Genomic DNA, 15,859 nt, shown 5'->3' with positions numbered 1-15,859 from the left:
GCGGCTCACTTTGCAAAAGCGGCAAAGTAAGCAAAACGCTCTTGCCCCACCACTCGGCACCTCGCCTAGGCTCGGTGTGCCCGAACGCAGGCTTGAATCCGTGGGCCGCCGCCACGCGCCATCCATGGCGCGGGGCGGCTAACCCGGCGTCCTGCCGGGTTAGCCACGAATTCAAGCCTGCGTTCGGCCAGCGTGGTTTAACGGGGCGCCTGAGATCAAGATCAAAAGCAGATCAAGAGCAAGATCAGGAGCAGTCCCTTGCTTCAGGCATAAAAAAGGCGACTGGGCCATGGGGCTGCAGTCGCCTTTTTTCTTTTGGAGCAGGTGCTTACTGCACTTCTACCGCCAGGCTGTCACTGATCTTTTTCTGCCAGATGGCAGGACCGGTGATGTGGACGGACTCGCCTTTGCTGTCCACTGCAACGGTGACCGGCATGTCTTTGACGTCGAACTCGTAGATGGCTTCCATGCCTAGTTCGGCGAAGGCAACCACGCGCGACTTCTTGATGGCTTGGGCCACCAGGTAAGCGGCGCCGCCCACGGCCATCAGGTACACGGCCTTGTGGTCCTTGATCGCTTCGATGGCGGTCGGGCCGCGCTCGGATTTGCCGATCATGCCCAGCAGGCCGGTTTGCTCGAGGATCTGGCGGGTGAACTTGTCCATCCGCGTCGCGGTGGTCGGGCCAGCAGGGCCAACCACTTCTTCGCGCACCGGATCAACCGGGCCGACGTAGTAGATAAAGCGGCCCTTGAGGTCCACCGGCAAGGTTTCGCCCTTGTTCAGCATCTCGACCATGCGCTTGTGCGCCGCGTCGCGACCGGTGAGCATCTTGCCATTGAGCAGTACGGTTTCGCCCGGCTTCCAGCTCTGCACTTCTTCCGGGGTCAGGGTGTCGAGGTTGACGCGACGGGCCGATGGGCCGGCTTCCCAGACGATTTCCGGGTAGGCGTCCAGCGGTGGCGCTTCCAGCGACGCCGGGCCCGTACCGTCGAGCACGAAGTGCGCGTGACGGGTGGCGGCGCAGTTAGGGATCATGCACACCGGCAGGGAGGCGGCGTGGGTCGGGTAGTCCATGATCTTTACGTCGAGCACCGTGGTCAGGCCACCCAGGCCCTGGGCGCCGATGCCCAGTTGGTTGACCTTCTCGAACAGCTCCAGGCGCATTTCTTCGATACGGTTCTGCGGGCCGCGCTTTTTCAGCTCGTGGATGTCGATGGACTCCATCAACACTTCCTTGGCCATTACCGCGGCTTTCTCGGCGGTGCCGCCGATGCCGATGCCGAGCATGCCCGGTGGGCACCAGCCGGCGCCCATGGTCGGAACGGTCTTGAGCACCCAGTCAACGATCGAGTCGGACGGGTTGAGCATGGCCATTTTCGACTTGTTCTCGGAACCGCCACCCTTGGCCGCCACGTCCACTTCCACGGTGTTGCCCGGGACGATGGAGTAGTGGATGACCGCTGGGGTGTTGTCCTTGGTGTTCTTGCGGGCACCGGCCGGGTCGGCGAGGATCGAGGCGCGCAGGACGTTTTCCGGCAGGTTGTAGGCGCGACGCACGCCTTCGTTGATCATGTCGTCCAGGCCCATGGTGGCGCCGTCCCAACGCACGTCCATACCCACGCGCACGAACACGGTGACGATACCGGTGTCCTGGCAGATCGGGCGGTGGCCGGTGGCACACATGCGCGAGTTGATCAGGATCTGGGCGATGGAGTCACGGGCCGCCGGCGATTCTTCGCGCAGGTAGGCTTCGTGCATGGCCTGGATGAAATCAACGGGGTGGTAGTAGGAAATGAATTGCAGGGCGTCGGCAACGCTCTGAATCAGGTCGTCTTGCTTGATCACGGTCATGAGTCGCGCTCCTCTATAAGGGAACATTCAATAAAGATGGCGTCAGTGTTGCATCGGTCGGCTGAAGCCATCTTTCCAAGGCACGCCAGAATGGTGCAGGCGCGACGCTAAAAAGGCGCGGCAGTATAACCCGGCACGGTGGCCGATACACCCGACTATGGTCACGAATGCCCGGCCCGGTTATCGGTAGGAGCGAGCTTGCTCGCGAAAAGCGTGAATCTGGTGGGTTTCATCGGGTTGTCCGCGTTATCGTTAGCGATCTTCGCGAGCAAGCTCGCTCCTACCTAGAGAGGTAACGGCGTTATGCCTGAACTCTACGTCGGCGAACGCCACTGGTCGGTCACCTCCGGCAGCAACCTGCTGGATGCCTTGAATCAGGCCGGCGTGGCCGTGCCCTTCAGTTGCCGAGCCGGCAGTTGCCATGCGTGCCTGGTGCGTTGCGAGGGTAAGGTCGACGACCAGCAGCCCGAAGCCCTCAGCCCGACGCAACGCCAGCAAGGTTGGCGCCTGGCGTGCCAGTGCCGGGTCAGTGCGGACCTGAAGGTCGAAGCGTTTGACCCCCAGCGCGATGGCCTGCCCGCCCAGGTGGTGGGCGCCGATTGGCTGAGTTCGACGGTACTGCGCCTGCGCCTGCAACCGGAACGTGCTCTGCGGTACAGCGCCGGGCAGCATCTGGTGCTGTGGGCGGGGCAGGTGGCGCGCCCTTATTCTCTGGCGAGCCTGCCTCAGGAGGAGCCGTACCTGGAGTTTCATATCGAGTGCCGCCAGCCTGGTGCATTCAGCGATGCCGCGCGACAGTTGAAGGTCGGTGAGCCTCTGCGCCTGGGCGAACTGCGGGGCGGAGCGCTGCACTATGATCCCGACTGGCAATCGCGGCCATTGTGGCTGCTGGCCTCCGGCACCGGCCTGGGGCCCTTATGGGGGGTGTTGCGCGAGGCACTGCGCCAGGATCACCAAGGCGAGATTCGCGTGATTCACCTCGCCCATGAGGCCGAGGCTCATTACCTGACTAAACCCCTGGCAGCCCTTGCCGCCCAGCATGGGAACCTGACCGTGGAGCTATGGACTGCGGCGCAGTTGCAGCCGGCATTGGCGCAACTGCGGCTTGTTTCCCGGCAAACCCTGGCCTTGCTCTGCGGGCACCCCGCCAGCGTCGAGGCGTTTTCCAAGCGCTTGTTTCTGGCGGGACTGCCGCGTAATCAATTGCTGGCGGATGTGTTTCTGTCCAGTCCTTCCAATTTATGAAAAGCCAGCTCCCACAGTAGACCGAATTGTCTGACCAGACACGGACTACTGTGGGAGCTGGCTTGCCTGCGATGAGGCCCTGAAATTCGACATATTGGCTTGCAGTGAAATGCAAAAAGCCCCGCCATTCACATGGTGGGGCTTTTGTTTTTCAGCCTGTCACTCAGACCTGCGGGTCGCCCACATGCAGGATCTTCATGCCATTGGTGCCACCGGTGGTGTGGTAGCTGTCGCCCTTGGTCAGGATGACCCAGTCGCCTTTTTCCACAACGCCGCGTTTAACCAGCTCGTCGATCGCCTTCTGGCTGACTTCGTTCGGTGCCAGCGAAGCCGGGTCGAACGGGATGGTGTACACGCCACGGAACATGGCCGCGCGGGCCTGGGCTTCGCGGTGTGGGGTGAACGCGTAGATAGGCACCGAGGAGCGGATGCGCGACATGATCAACGGCGTGTAGCCACTTTCGGTCAAGGCGATGATGGCCTTGACACCCGGGAAGTGGTTGGCGGTGTACATGGCAGCCAGGGCGATGCTCTGGTCGCAGCTTTCGAAGACTTTGCCGATGCGATGGCTGGAGGTCTTGCTGGTCGGGTGCTTTTCGGCACCGACGCAGATACGCGCCATGGCCTGTACGGCCTCCAGCGGGTAAGGGCCGGCGGCACTTTCAGCCGAGAGCATCACGGCGTCGGTGTAGTCGAGTACGGCGTTGGCCACGTCGGACACTTCGGCACGGGTCGGCATCGGGTTCTGGATCATCGACTCCATCATCTGGGTCGCAACGATCACCGCTTTGTTGTGACGGCGTGCGTGCAGGATGATCTTCTTCTGGATACCGATCAGCTCGGCGTCACCGATTTCAACGCCCAGGTCGCCACGGGCAACCATCACGGCATCGGAGGCCTTGATCAGGCCGTCGAGGGTTTCATCATCGGCCACGGCTTCAGCACGTTCGATCTTCGCTACCAGCCAGGCGGTACCGCCGGCTTCGTCGCGCAGCTTACGGGCGTATTCCATGTCGGCGGCGTCGCGCGGGAAGGACACGGCGAGGTAGTCCACTTCCATTTCGGCGGCGAGCTTGATGTCGGCCTTGTCTTTTTCAGTCAGGGCCGGCGCCGTCAGGCCACCACCGCGACGGTTGATGCCTTTGTGGTCGGACAGCGGGCCGCCGATGATCACGGTGCAGTTCAGTTCGGTCGGCGTGGCAGTGTCAACGCGCATCACCACACGGCCGTCGTCCAGCAGCAGTTCGTCACCGACGCCGCAGTCCTTGACCAGGTCCGGGTAGTCGATGCCCACCACGTCCTGGGTGCCTTCGGTCAGCGGGTGGCTGGTGGAGAAGGTGAACTTGTCACCGATCTTCAGCTCGATCCGCTTGTTGGTGAATTTGGCGATACGGATTTTCGGGCCTTGCAGGTCGCCCAAGAGTGCAACGAAGCGGCCATGCTTGGCGGCGAGGTCACGCACCAGCTTGGCGCGAGCCTTGTGCTCGTCCGGGGTGCCGTGGGAGAAGTTCAGACGGGCGACGTCCAAACCAGCCAGAATCAGCTGTTCGAGGACTTCCGGCGAGTTACTGGCCGGGCCAAGGGTGGCGACGATTTTGGTACGACGGACGGACATGCACGGACTCCTGAGTTCAAGCGCTGGGGAAGGCTACTATGCTCTTTCGTTGTAGTCATTGTTCGTTTGCACTACTTATCGACGATTGGCTTGTTTTGGCGGCGGTTGAATGGGCAAACGCCTTGAAGATTTTCGACCAGGGGTCGATACACTGCACAAGACAGGAGAACCCCATGCGAATTTTGCTCGTTGCTGCCCTGGCCGTCAGTGTTGTCGGCTGTACCCGCTGGTCGATGGACCACCATTTGAACAACGCTTACCGTGCCTATGGGGTCGGTGATTGCCAGCGTGTCACCCTGGAGTTGTCCCAGGTCGATCGCGAGAGCCGAACTCGCCGCTACGTGCAACCGGAGGTTTCGATGTTGCGTGGGCAGTGCCTGGAGCGCCAGAAACTGTTTGTCGATGCCGCACAGACCTATCAGTTCATCATCGGCCACTACCCGTCGAGCGAGTACGCCTATCGAGCCCGTGCGCGGCTCGATACCTTGCAGCAACTGGGGCATCTGCCGGCTGCAGGCCTGGCAAAACCAAGGCCTGCGTCGTTGTAAGGGTATTTGTCGCTTCATGGCTGGCCTGTCGCCAGTCTTGCGCTATTCTTTGAATGTCTGTTTGTGCAGTACCCATTCGAACGGATGCAATGCCCGGATTCGGCAGCTGTTTGGTGACAAGCGGTAGCTGTTGTCACACCGAGATCCAGGGAGAGCGAGCGATTGCTTGTTCCGAATCACTGGCACGGCCAGATTTTTGGCTATTGGATGGCGACTTCACCATGTTTACCGAACGACGGATCGAGCGGCATCAACTGCCGTATTTTCTGCAGGTGTTCAATCGTATTACTGACAAGCCAATCGGCTATCTTGGAAATGTGTCTGAAAACGGTCTGATGCTGATCAGCTCGTTACCTATGATGACCGACGTGGATTTCGAGCTGCGCTTGAAAGTGCCGGTGGCGCAGGGCGAGTTCAAGGCAATTGACCTCACGGCAACCTGCTTGTGGAGCCATGAAGATGTCACCCCGCAGCATTACGACTCGGGGTTCAGCGTGCTTGAGGCGCCCGAAGAGTACCGGCACCTGATCAACGCGCTGTTGCAGTACTTCAGCTTTTATCCTTTGCAGGCCTCTGTCTGAATTATGCGTGGGGTCTTGGCTGTTTCCTGGCCATGGCCCTGCGCAGTCATCCTCAGAATACTCCGGCCTTTTTCCATTCCAGATAGCGCGTGACCAGCCCGGCACCCAGCGCCGATGGCAAGGTATCCAGCACCGAGAGCCCATGGGCACTCAAGCGATCATGGCGTTGGTTGCGGGTATTGAGGTAATCGACCGTGCCGCAGTAAGCCAGCGCTTCGGGCAATGTTTGCACCGGTGCCTGGCGTAGTTGGTCGAGGACCTCTTCCCTCAGGCTGGCCACCAATACCCGGTGATGCCTACTGATACGCTGGACGGCGGCCATCAAGGCTTCATCCTCCTCATCCCGCAGGTTGGTGACGATGATCACCAGTGCCCGGCGTTTTTGCCGTGCCAGCAATTGGCTGGCGGCAGCCTGGTAGTCGGCGGTTTTTCGCGTGGTCTGCAGGTCGTAGACCGCATTGAGCAACAGGTTCAATTGGCCACTGCCTTTGACCGGCTTCAGGTAGCGCGGCTGGTCGCTGGCGAACGTGCACAGCCCTACGGCATCGCCCTGGCGCAAGGCGACATAACTGAGCAGCAGGCAGGCGTTGAGGGCGTGGTCAAAATGGGGCAGTTCATCATCCTGGCTGCGCATGTGCTGGCCGCAATCGAGCATGAACACGATTTGCTGGTCGCGCTCATCCTGATATTCCCGGGCAATGGGCGTTCGTTGGCGGGCGGTGGCTTTCCAGTCGATCTGACGCAGGCTGTCGCCTTCACGAAACTCGCGCAGTTGGTGAAACTCCAGCCCCAATCCTCGCCGCTGATGTTGGCGCACGCCCAGTTGGCTCAGCCAGTTATCCACACCTCGCAACTGCGCACCGTATAAACGTGCGAAATCCGGGTAAACGCGGGTTTCATCGTGGGTAACGACCCAGCGTCGTGCAGACCACAGCCCCAGTGGGCTGGGCAGCAGCAGCTCGCAGCGACTGAAATGGAAGTGCCCGCGCCGCAAGGGGCGCACGCGATAGCCCAACTGAGCACGTTCACCGGGGCGTAGTTGAATGAATTGAGGCTGGTTCTCCACAGCCAAGCCATCGGGCACGTGATCGAACACCTGCACGGTCAGTGGTTGCGGGTAGTCGTGCTCCACGTACAGGCGTATTTCTTCCCAGCGCCCCAGCGCCAGGCTACCGGGCAATGCCCTGTACACGCGGGCCGAAGGGCGGCGACGTAAGCGTGCAGCATCCAGCATCGCCAGCAGCAACAGGGCCAGCAGCAGGCCCCAGGCTACCGAATGCAAGGTGGCGGGCACTTTGAACTGCAACGCTGCCGAGGCGCCCATCAAGATGTTCAAGCCGAGCAGAACGCCCAGCCAGGTCAGCAGCAGACGAGTCGGTTTCATGGCCGCGTCATTGCCTTGGTGCTGCAATCTGGTCGAGTAACTGCTGGAGCACCTGGTCGACTTCAAGGCCGTCGATGTCCAGTTCGGGTGCGATGCGTACCCGGTGACGCAGTACCGCCAGGGCGCAGCCCTTGATGTCATCGGGGGTGACGAATTCGCCACCGCGCAACAGCGCACGGGCACGGGCGCCGCGTACCAGGGCAATGGAGGCCCTGGGGCCGGCACCGATGGCCAGCCCCGGCCAACTGCGCGTGGCACGGGCCAGGCGCACGGCGTAGTCGAGCACCTGCTCATCCAACGGCAGGTCACTGGCAATTTGCTGCATCGTTACTACGTCCTCGGCTTGCAGCACCGTACGCAACGGCTGTACCTCCAGCATGTCGGCCTTGGACGAGCGCGTCACTTCGCGGACCATATCCAGCTCTTGTAGAGCATCTGGGTAGTCCATTCGTACCTTGAGCATGAACCGGTCCAGCTCGGCCTCGGGCAGTGGGTAGGTGCCTTCCTGCTCGATGGGGTTCTGGGTCGCCAGCACCATGAAGGGTTGGCCGATGGGTAATGCCTCACCCTCAAGGGTCACTTGACGTTCCTGCATGGCTTCGAGAAGCGCTGCCTGGGTTTTGGCCGGTGCCCGGTTGATCTCGTCGGCCAGCAGCAGGTGGGTGAATAACGGCCCCTTGCGCAGTTTGAACTGTTCGGTCTGCAAGTCGTACACGGCGTGGCCGGTGACATCGCTGGGCATCAGGTCCGGGGTGAACTGGATACGGGCGAAATCACCGCCAAAGCAGCGGGCCAGGGCGCGTACCAGCAAGGTCTTGCCCAAGCCAGGCACGCCTTCGAGCAGTACATGGCCGCCTGCGATCAGGGCGGTGAGCACGTCATCAATCACAAGGTCCTGGCCAATCACGGCCTTGCGCAATTCCACGCGCAGCGCCTGGGCCTGCTGGCTGGCATGCTGAAGGTTTTCGGCGGTCAGGGCGGTGGCCAGTGGAGAGTCGCTCATAAGGCATTCCTGAGGGTTTGCAGGCACGCCACCTGTCGGCTGAAGTCGGCGCTGGAAAGCCGCTTCAGCGCAACGGGCTCTAACGCCTGGCTGATGATATGAGGGGGTTGTCGCGTAAGGTGCTCCAGCACTTGGCGTTGCCCTGGCGCATCGAGGTGTTCAAACCCAGGATGGCGTCGCCGGGCTGCGCGCAGAATGTCGTGTTGCAAGGCTTTCAACAACGTGCCCTGGCCACTGCGGCGCAACAGGAAATCCGCGCTGGCCTTCAAGTGTTCCTGCAACTGGCGACGCGCCTTGGGCGCCGGTGCCTGGACCGGGCCGTGGCGCATGCCTGCCTGCCACAGCCCCAGGGCAACCAGCGCAATCAGGGTGACCAGGGCCTGGGGGAAATAACGTAACAACAGGGTAAACAGGTCGTCTGTGTCGCTGTTGAACAGCAAGGTGACGTCAGTGCCTTGGCTCAGGTACCACAGCAACCAGGCGTTATCATGTTTGCCGATATCCGCGGTTTTCCACAGGTCGCTGTCGGTGATCACCGTGACGCGGCCTTGCCCCAGGTCAAGTTGCATCAGGTGGCTGGACTTGGCGCTGTTGGCGGAAAACTGCGCCAGATGCTTGGGATCGGTGAGGTTGAAGTCGGTGTCAAAACTGAAATAGGCCGGTGCCGTTTCGTTGTCGACATACAGCTTGGTCAGGTCCGGCCTGGTTTTTTTACGCGGTGGCGCGGGTTCGTCGAAGGTGTCGCTCAAGGTTTGACGGACAGTGAGGCGATCAAGCAGCAGGTCACCGCTGGTGCCGGTTTCCTCATCCCATAATGCTTCGGCGACTAATAGCAGGTGGCCGCCGGCTTTTGCCCAGCCCAGCAGTTGTTCGACCTGGCGTGGGGTCATGTTGCTGCGCTCCCCCAGCAGCAACAGGCTATGGCCTTTGGCGGGCAGCTCGGCGAGTCGTTCAAGGCCATTGGCATGCGCCACCACCACGCCTTGCTGGCGCAGAAAGTGCTCAGCGGCCAGGTAAGGGTTGGCGCGTGCCTCTGGTGACGGGCCGCGATCTACCACTTCCTCGTAGGGAATTGCCTTGTGCCAGGCATAAAGGCCGCCCGCACCCAACAGGCATGCCGATAACAGCGCTATCCACAATAACGCGCGATTCATTGGCCCGCTCCGCCACTGAAGAGAGCACGCCAATCGCTGCACAGTTTTTGTTGGGCTGAAGGAGGCGGCAGGCGGTGACCATAGGCCAGGTTTTGCCAGTGGCGTGTCAGTTCGTCGCTGAACGCGAGTAACTGCGGTTGTTGCAAATGATGGACACGCTCCAGCACCTGCCCCTCGGTATCGGCGTTTGTCAGTGGCAGGTCGAACTCATGCAACAGCCGGCTGAGCAAACCACGATACAGCAGGCCAAGAGCTTCCCGGGGCTGGGTGGGCCATAGCTGTTCGACGGTACTGGCGATGTCTTGGGGCAATGTCTCGGTGCCCAGCTCCAGCCCGAACAGTTGGGCAGGAACGGGCGAGGGAGCGGCCGTGCGAGTGGGCCCAAGGCGGCTGACGAAGGTGCGCAACCATTCACGGTAACGCCAGCACACCAGGGCCAGGCCGCCAATCACAAGGCTCCAGAGCAGTATTTCCAAGGTTTTGGCGACGTATTTGAAGGTGTCGCTGTTGAAGTTGTCGAGCAGTGCCTGGAGCCAGCCAGGTAACCTGCCGTCGCCCTTGGCCTTGTTTTTAACCGGCGTTTTTTCTTCGCCAAACCGATAGCGTGTGACGGTTTCCGGGTTCTTGAAAGGTGGCTTTTCCAGCAATGCCTGGATGGATTGGCTGGCGGCCTGGGTGCTGAGGGGCTTATGGGCTGTGGCTTCATCTGCCATGGCGGGTGGGCTGACGTGTAGCAGCGCCAAGCCGACGACCAGCAACAACAGCGGTGCGACGTTGCTCAGGCGCTGGCGCAGGCGACGGAATACCAGTTCCAGGTCCCAGGCCTCCAACACCGTGCGGCGGTTGAGGTACAGGCTGAAGCCACAGGCGACATAGATAGGTTCCCAGAACACCAGGATCAGGGCGTAGAAGGCATTGCTCAGGTGCTCCAGCCAAAGCACGTCCGAGCCTGACGCCAATATCAGCCGTTGCCAGTCCCAGTCCAGTTCGATCTGTTGCGGGATGAAGAGATAGAACAGGGCCATGGCGCCAAACCACAGGCCGATTTCCAGGTGCACGCCGATCGTCGTCAGCCAGCGTGCAGCGCCAGCGTTGCGTTGCAGCAACACCCCAAGGCGTCGTTGACGGGCGTCTCCGTCCAGGCCTTCCAGTTGGCTGACGGGCAGGGTGAAGCTGCGGCTCATGCTCAGCCGCCGCCAGGTCAGGCTGGCGAACAGTTGCCCCTTGAGCAATTGCGGCCAATGGCGAACGGCCTGTTTGAGGCCGGGGGGCTCACCAAACAGGGCTTTGGAAAGAATATACAGCGGCAAGCGCTCGAAGGCCGGCTTGAGCCACCAGAACAGGAACATGGCCAAAGACGGGTAATTCCAGAGCAGCACTGTCAACAGGCTGAATACCGGCAGGCTCACCAGCGCCCAACTGCCCATCAGCAGGGCGCGGTGTTCCCTGGCCATCAGCACCCCCAGGTCCATGGCTTCCCAGGAAGTGCGCGGGCGAATCACTACGCTGGCGTCAGTCAGGCGCATGGCGACTCCGCCCGGCCAGGGTCAGGTAAGCGGCCACCAGCAGCCAGAGCGCGACGCCTACTGCGTATTTGATCCAGGGCTCAATGCGAGTGGTTGAGGACCAGTAGGCTTCGATAAAGGCTGCGATCAACAGAAACACCATGACACCGCAAAGCATCCGTACGCTTTTGCGCGCGGCCAGGCGCAGGGCCTCGCTGCGCGCCAAGCGCCCGGGGGCGACCAGTGACCAGCCCAGTTGCAAGCCCGCGGCACCGGCCAGTGTGATGGCGGTCAACTCGAATGCGCCGTGACCAATGACAAACGACCAGAAAGTCTGGCCATAGCCGATGTCGGTAAGGTGCCCGGAGACCGCACCTATGACCAGACCGTTGAAAATCAGGAAAAACACACTGCCCAGGCCAAACAACAGGCCTGCGGCAAAGGTCTGGAAGGCAATGCCGATGTTGTGCATCACGTAATAGCCAAACATCATCCAGTCTTCGCTGGAGGCACGTTCGGCAGCACGGCCCAGACGGCTGGCGTCGGGGTTGTACATACTCTGCATCTCGGCCACCTGCTGGGGGCTGATGATGCTGTAGACCAGGTCGGGGAACAGGTACACCAGCAGGGCAATCCCCACCAGGCTGCCAAAGAACAGCAGGCCGGCGATCAGCACGAAGCGCCACTGTTCGCGTACCAGGCGCGGGAAGTCGGCGAGAAGAAATGCCAGTATGTTTGCCGTCAGTTGGCTGCGATGGCGATACAGTTGTTGATGGCCGCGCAGTGCCAGTTGTTGCAACGGGTCGACCAGGTAACTGCTGTAGCCGCGTTGTTGAGCCAGGGCCAGGTGTTGGCACAGGCGTCGATATTGATGCGGGAAGTCGGCAACGTCGGTGGCCTTGGCTTTACCTTGCTCCAGTTGCGTCAACTGCTCGGCGAAAGTTTGCCATTGGTGTTGGTGGCGGCTTTCAAAAAGGCTCTGCTTCATGTCGGCCCCAACAAACCACGGGCTACACCGTTGAGTTGCTCCACGGCACGCGGTGCAGACACCTGCAGAGGCTCTGCGAGGATGGCGGCCAGTTCATGCACCCGTTCGGCCGAGAGCTCGGCCTGGCGCTCGGCGAAACCGAGGATGGCCCGCTGTTCGCTCAACGCCAGTGCGAAGGGCAGGCGCAGGGCGGGTGCTTGAGGGATGCTTGGGCGTGCCAGCGGCAGTTCGCGGTAGACCACCAGCGTACCTGCCGCCAGGTCGCCGAGCCGCTTGAAGTGCGGATGCTGCAGGCAGCTGATCGCGCCGAGGAAATAACCGAAGGGCAGCATGTCGACAAAACGCAGCAGGTTGCGGATCAGCGATGCCGACCAGCCGATGGGCGTGCCGTCATCCTGTACCACGCGCAGGCCCATGACCTGCTTGCCCGGCGAGCAGCCCTGGTTGAGCACTTCGAACAACACCATGTACCACCAGCTCACCAGGAACAGTAGCAGCGAACCCAGCCCGACCCCCACATTGCCGAGCAACGCCAGTGGCACCAGCAGGATACCCATGATGATCCCGCGCACGCCCAGGTCGAATGCAAACGCCAATGCCCGGGAGGGCAGGCCAGCAGGGCGCAGGGGCAGGTCGATGCCCTCCGGCGTTTCTATCTGATAGTGGGTATCCAAAGGCGTTGATGGCATTGCGATCCTTGGCAGTGCGAGGCGACTTAGAAACACGGATGCTAGCAGTGTCGAGGATGGAAGCAACCACCCGAGGTTTTTCTGGATATTTATACAGTAAGGTATCGCTGGCCCCAAACGCCTTGCAGCGCCTAGACTTTGTCGGTCTTCAGCACAGGAATAGCCCGTGACCTCGATTTTCTGGTACGACTATGAAACCACCGGCATCAACCCGCGCAACGATCGTCCGCTCCAGGTAGCCGGTATCCGCACCGACCTTGAGCTCAATGAGGTCGGTGCGCCGATCAATCTGTATTGCCAGCCCAGCGACGATATCCTGCCTCATCCGGCAGCGTGCGCGATCACGGGTATCACGCCGGGTATCCTCGCCGAGAAGGGCCTTGCCGAAGCCGATTTCATGACTCGGGTGCACGCCGAGCTGGCCGCGCCAGGTACCTGCGGCGCCGGCTACAACACCCTGCGATTTGACGATGAAATGACGCGTTACAGTCTGTACCGCAATTTTTTCGACCCGTATGCGCGCGAGTGGCAGGGCGGCAACAGCCGCTGGGACTTGATCGATGTCATGCGCACCGCCTACGCCCTGCGGCCGGAGGGCATCAACTGGCCCGAGCAGGAAGGGCGCGTGACCCTCAAGCTCGAACGCTTGACCGAGGCCAACGGCATCGACCATGGCCAGGCCCATGACGCGTTGTCGGATGTGCGTGCAACCATCGCCCTGGCGCGGTTGGTCCGAGACAAACAACCGAAGTTGTATGAGTGGTTGTTTCAACTGCGCAGCAAACAGCGGGTTATGGATGAGGTGCGGTTGCTGCAACCGATGGTGCATATCTCCGGGCGTTTCTCTGCCGAGCGCCATTACCTGGGCGTGGTCTTGCCCCTGGCCTGGCACCCGCGCAATCGCAATGCCTTGATCGTCTGTGACCTGGGGCTCGATCCACAAGGGCTGTTGGACCTGGATGCGGCGACCCTGCGCCAGCGCCTTTACACGCGCCGCGATGAGTTGGCCGAAGGTGAGCTGCCGGTTCCGCTCAAGTTGCTGCATATCAACCGCTGCCCGGTGGTCGCGCCGTTAAAGGTGCTGCGCCCGCAAGATCTGGAGCGCCTGCAACTGGATAAGGAGGCTTGCCTTGCGCGGGCGCTGCGGCTAACTGACGCACAGGAAGTTTGGCGGGACAAGTTAGCGGCCATTTATGCCGAGGAAGACTTTGCGCCGAACGCGGACCCGGAGCAGCAGCTCTACGATGGTTTTATTGGTGACCGTGACCGTCGTTTATGTGAGCAAGTTCGCATGGCGGAGCCTGCGCAGTTGGCCCGTCAGCAGTGGCCGTTCGATGATCATCGTTTGCCGGAATTATTATTTCGCTACCGGGCGCGTAACTTTCCTGAAACCTTGAACAATGAGGAGCAACAACGCTGGAAACTTTTCTGTCAGCAACGTTTGTCGGATGCGCAGTGGGGGGCGCCGAATACCCTGTTGGGATTTAAGCAGGCGCGTGAGGAGTTGGCGGTTAGTGCTACATCGTTTCAGTGTCAGGTACTGGCGCAATGGCAGGACTATGTAGATTCCTTAGCGGCGCGCCTGAATCTGTAGGCGCATAACTACAGAATATTCCGACAATAAAAAACGCCAGCAAGCTGGCGTTTTTCATGTGTGACGTATCGGGTGAACGTCCGACCGGGCTTAGCCCAGCAGGGTTGCCCAACCTTCAACTACGTCACCGCCCCACTTGGCTTTCCACTCTTTCAGAGTTTTGTGGTTGCCACCTTTGGTTTCAATCACTTCGCCGTTGTGCGGGTTTTTGTACTGCTTGACCTTGCGAGCACGCTTGGTGCCGGTAGTTTTCACAGCGCCACGTGGTGCTTTAACTTTCGACTCTGGATCCAGCAGCGCGATGATGTCACGCAGGGATTTGGAGTATTCACCCATCAGGGTGCGCAATTTGCCTTCGAATTCCAGCTCGGTTTTCAGCTTGTCGTCTTCGGACAGGTTCTTCAAACGGGCTTGCAGCTCTTTGATAGCTACTTCGGTGGCGCGGTATTCGTTGATCAGTGACATGTGGACTACCTTATGTAGAACGCTGATTGACAGGGTGAGTGGCCTAATAATAGTCAGGCAATTTCATCAAGTAAACATTTAAGACGTTATTCAGGCGAATGACATTGAATGTGTGTGAGAAAACCTGGCCGATGAGTTAATTAGAATGCGTTATGCGCAAAGATAATCGCGTTAATTTTTTGCTACTGGCCTGAGCATACCGTTGTACCGTCATATAGCGGTGGTAAAACCTTACACGATTAAGGGGTGTTGCCACGGCGAGGGCTCAAGATCAGGTGCAAGGGAATACTGCAGTTTTTTTGCGTAATCGCTAGAATAGCCGCCTTTGTGAAGTTCTGGAGTTTTCCCCTAATGCGCACTTTTCGGCTGGTGATTGCTTGCCCGGACCGGGTTGGCATCGTTGCCAAGGTCAGTAACTTTCTGGCTTCCCATAATGGCTGGATCACCGAGGCGAGCCATCACTCGGACGATCTCAGTGGTTGGTTTTTCATGCGTCACGAAATCCGTGCCGATACGCTGCCCTTTGGCCTGGAAGCCTTCCGCGAGGCGTTTGCGCCGATTGCCGAAGAGTTTTCGATGACCTGGCACATCACTGATACAGAGCAGAAGAAACGCGTGGTGCTGATGGCCAGCCGCGAATCCCACTGCTTGGCAGACCTGCTGCACCGCTGGCACAGCGACGAACTCGATTGCGAGATTGCTTGCGTGATCTCCAACCACGACGACCTGCGCAGCATGGTCGAATGGCATGGCATCCCTTATTACCATGTGCCGGTCAACCCACAGGACAAGGAGCCGGCATTTGCCGAGGTGTCGCGCCTGGTCAAGCAGCACGACGCGGATGTGGTGGTGCTGGCGCGCTACATGCAGATCCTGCCGCCGCAGCTGTGCCGCGAATACGCGGGCAAAGTGATCAACATCCACCACAGCTTCTTGCCGTCGTTTGTCGGTGCCAAGCCGTATCACCAGGCTTCCCTGCGTGGCGTGAAGTTGATTGGTGCAACCTGCCACTACGTGACCGAAGAGCTGGACGCCGGCCCGATCATCGAGCAGGACGTGGTGCGCGTCAGCCACAGCGACAGTATTGAAGACATGGTGCGCTTCGGCCGTGACGTCGAGAAAATGGTGTTGGCCCGTGGCTTGCGCTACCACCTGGAGGATCGCGTGTTGGTGCACGGCAACAAGACCGTGGTTTTCTGATTCAGCGGTTTTGATTGAAAGACGCAGGGGCCTGGA

The 15,859-nt window shown here is 60.4% G+C and carries 14 protein-coding genes; 5 read left to right on the top strand and 9 right to left on the bottom strand.

The window, feature by feature from the left end:
* Positions 1 to 328: 328 nt before the first annotated feature.
* On the bottom strand, positions 329 to 1,852 hold the full coding sequence (locus tag GIW04_RS10885; RefSeq protein WP_120248592.1) for a fumarate hydratase: 1,524 nt from the start codon (positions 1,850 to 1,852) through the stop codon (positions 329 to 331).
* Between the two features lie 303 nt (positions 1,853 to 2,155).
* On the opposite strand from GIW04_RS10885, the gene GIW04_RS10880 reads away from it, so the two are divergent.
* The gene (locus GIW04_RS10880) at positions 2,156 to 3,097 is read left to right on the top strand and encodes an iron-sulfur-binding ferredoxin reductase (protein WP_120248593.1); all 942 of its coding nucleotides are present in this window, start codon (positions 2,156 to 2,158) and stop codon (positions 3,095 to 3,097) included.
* Between the two features lie 163 nt (positions 3,098 to 3,260).
* Here GIW04_RS10880 and pyk read toward each other — a convergent pair whose 3' ends face one another.
* Complete coding sequence (gene pyk, locus GIW04_RS10875) at positions 3,261 to 4,712, bottom strand: pyruvate kinase (protein WP_003193904.1); 1,452 nt, start codon at positions 4,710 to 4,712, stop codon at positions 3,261 to 3,263.
* Positions 4,713 to 4,885: 173 nt separating this feature from the next.
* Here pyk and GIW04_RS10870 point away from each other — a divergent pair, with 173 nt between their 5' ends.
* Together GIW04_RS10870 and GIW04_RS10865 are read left to right on the top strand one after the other, a co-directional pair.
* Positions 4,886 to 5,260 carry a tetratricopeptide repeat protein gene (locus GIW04_RS10870; protein WP_003193903.1) on the top strand — a complete coding sequence of 125 codons (375 nt, stop codon included), beginning with the start codon at positions 4,886 to 4,888 and terminating at the stop codon, positions 5,258 to 5,260.
* Between the two features lie 221 nt (positions 5,261 to 5,481).
* Positions 5,482 to 5,841 carry a PilZ domain-containing protein gene (locus GIW04_RS10865; RefSeq protein WP_034134388.1) on the top strand — a complete coding sequence of 120 codons (360 nt, stop codon included), beginning with the start codon at positions 5,482 to 5,484 and terminating at the stop codon, positions 5,839 to 5,841.
* Between the two features lie 52 nt (positions 5,842 to 5,893).
* Here GIW04_RS10865 and GIW04_RS10860 read toward each other — a convergent pair whose 3' ends face one another.
* From GIW04_RS10860 to GIW04_RS10835, 6 genes are read right to left on the bottom strand one after another with little or no spacing between them, the layout of a single operon-like run.
* A complete protein-coding gene (locus GIW04_RS10860) occupies positions 5,894 to 7,225 on the bottom strand; it encodes a DUF58 domain-containing protein (RefSeq protein ID WP_120248594.1) in 1,332 nt (443 codons plus the stop codon).
* 7 nt (positions 7,226 to 7,232) lie between these two features.
* A complete protein-coding gene (locus tag GIW04_RS10855; RefSeq protein WP_003193900.1) occupies positions 7,233 to 8,228 on the bottom strand; it encodes an AAA family ATPase in 996 nt (331 codons plus the stop codon).
* Positions 8,225 to 9,382: a DUF4350 domain-containing protein gene (locus GIW04_RS10850; protein ID WP_120248595.1), complete on the bottom strand. Its 1,158-nt coding sequence runs from the start codon at positions 9,380 to 9,382 to the stop codon at positions 8,225 to 8,227. Before GIW04_RS10850 ends, GIW04_RS10855 begins: the two co-directional genes overlap by 4 nt.
* Positions 9,379 to 10,908 (bottom strand): DUF4129 domain-containing protein, encoded by a 1,530-nt coding sequence (locus tag GIW04_RS10845; protein WP_057710484.1) that lies wholly within the window; start codon positions 10,906 to 10,908, stop codon positions 9,379 to 9,381. The genes GIW04_RS10850 and GIW04_RS10845 overlap by 4 nt, the downstream gene beginning before the upstream one ends.
* On the bottom strand, positions 10,895 to 11,875 hold the full coding sequence (locus GIW04_RS10840) for a stage II sporulation protein M (protein ID WP_034134384.1): 981 nt from the start codon (positions 11,873 to 11,875) through the stop codon (positions 10,895 to 10,897). The genes GIW04_RS10845 and GIW04_RS10840 overlap by 14 nt, the downstream gene beginning before the upstream one ends.
* Positions 11,872 to 12,564 (bottom strand): RDD family protein, encoded by a 693-nt coding sequence (locus tag GIW04_RS10835; RefSeq protein ID WP_003193896.1) that lies wholly within the window; start codon positions 12,562 to 12,564, stop codon positions 11,872 to 11,874. The genes GIW04_RS10840 and GIW04_RS10835 overlap by 4 nt, the downstream gene beginning before the upstream one ends.
* Before the next feature lie 166 nt (positions 12,565 to 12,730).
* Here GIW04_RS10835 and sbcB point away from each other — a divergent pair, with 166 nt between their 5' ends.
* Complete coding sequence (gene sbcB / locus GIW04_RS10830; protein ID WP_057710483.1) at positions 12,731 to 14,158, top strand: exodeoxyribonuclease I; 1,428 nt, start codon at positions 12,731 to 12,733, stop codon at positions 14,156 to 14,158.
* Positions 14,159 to 14,248: 90 nt separating this feature from the next.
* Here the strand turns inward: sbcB and mvaT are convergent, their stop codons facing one another.
* Positions 14,249 to 14,623, bottom strand: a complete 375-nt coding sequence (gene mvaT / locus GIW04_RS10825) for a histone-like nucleoid-structuring protein MvaT (RefSeq protein ID WP_003193894.1) — start codon at positions 14,621 to 14,623, stop codon at positions 14,249 to 14,251.
* 351 nt (positions 14,624 to 14,974) lie between these two features.
* On the opposite strand from mvaT, the gene purU reads away from it, so the two are divergent.
* Entirely contained in the window at positions 14,975 to 15,823 is an 849-nt protein-coding gene (purU, locus tag GIW04_RS10820) for a formyltetrahydrofolate deformylase (RefSeq protein ID WP_003193893.1), read from the top strand.
* Positions 15,824 to 15,859: the final 36 nt, after the last annotated feature.

Origin of the sequence: Pseudomonas sp. PA-4-8C (assembly GCF_021606625.1) — a bacterium.
Taxonomy (GTDB): Bacteria; Pseudomonadota; Gammaproteobacteria; order Pseudomonadales; family Pseudomonadaceae; genus Aquipseudomonas; species Aquipseudomonas lactis.
The sequence above is the reverse complement of the archived record's forward strand: the minus strand, read 5'-3'. Positions and strand labels throughout refer to the sequence as shown.

Coding starts and splice junctions, on each gene's coding strand:
- GIW04_RS10840 (WP_034134384.1), bottom strand. CDS start 11,875: ATGAAGCAGAGCCTTTTTGAAAGCCGCCACCAACACCAATGGCAAACT.
- GIW04_RS10845 (WP_057710484.1), bottom strand. CDS start 10,908: ATGCGCCTGACTGACGCCAGCGTAGTGATTCGCCCGCGCACTTCCTGG.
- mvaT (WP_003193894.1), bottom strand. CDS start 14,623: ATGTCACTGATCAACGAATACCGCGCCACCGAAGTAGCTATCAAAGAG.
- GIW04_RS10835 (WP_003193896.1), bottom strand. CDS start 12,564: ATGCCATCAACGCCTTTGGATACCCACTATCAGATAGAAACGCCGGAG.
- pyk (WP_003193904.1), bottom strand. CDS start 4,712: ATGTCCGTCCGTCGTACCAAAATCGTCGCCACCCTTGGCCCGGCCAGT.
- GIW04_RS10870 (WP_003193903.1), top strand. CDS start 4,886: ATGCGAATTTTGCTCGTTGCTGCCCTGGCCGTCAGTGTTGTCGGCTGT.
- GIW04_RS10850 (WP_120248595.1), bottom strand. CDS start 9,382: ATGAATCGCGCGTTATTGTGGATAGCGCTGTTATCGGCATGCCTGTTG.
- GIW04_RS10860 (WP_120248594.1), bottom strand. CDS start 7,225: ATGAAACCGACTCGTCTGCTGCTGACCTGGCTGGGCGTTCTGCTCGGC.
- GIW04_RS10885 (WP_120248592.1), bottom strand. CDS start 1,852: ATGACCGTGATCAAGCAAGACGACCTGATTCAGAGCGTTGCCGACGCC.
- GIW04_RS10880 (WP_120248593.1), top strand. CDS start 2,156: ATGCCTGAACTCTACGTCGGCGAACGCCACTGGTCGGTCACCTCCGGC.
- purU (WP_003193893.1), top strand. CDS start 14,975: ATGCGCACTTTTCGGCTGGTGATTGCTTGCCCGGACCGGGTTGGCATC.
- GIW04_RS10855 (WP_003193900.1), bottom strand. CDS start 8,228: ATGAGCGACTCTCCACTGGCCACCGCCCTGACCGCCGAAAACCTTCAG.
- GIW04_RS10865 (WP_034134388.1), top strand. CDS start 5,482: ATGTTTACCGAACGACGGATCGAGCGGCATCAACTGCCGTATTTTCTG.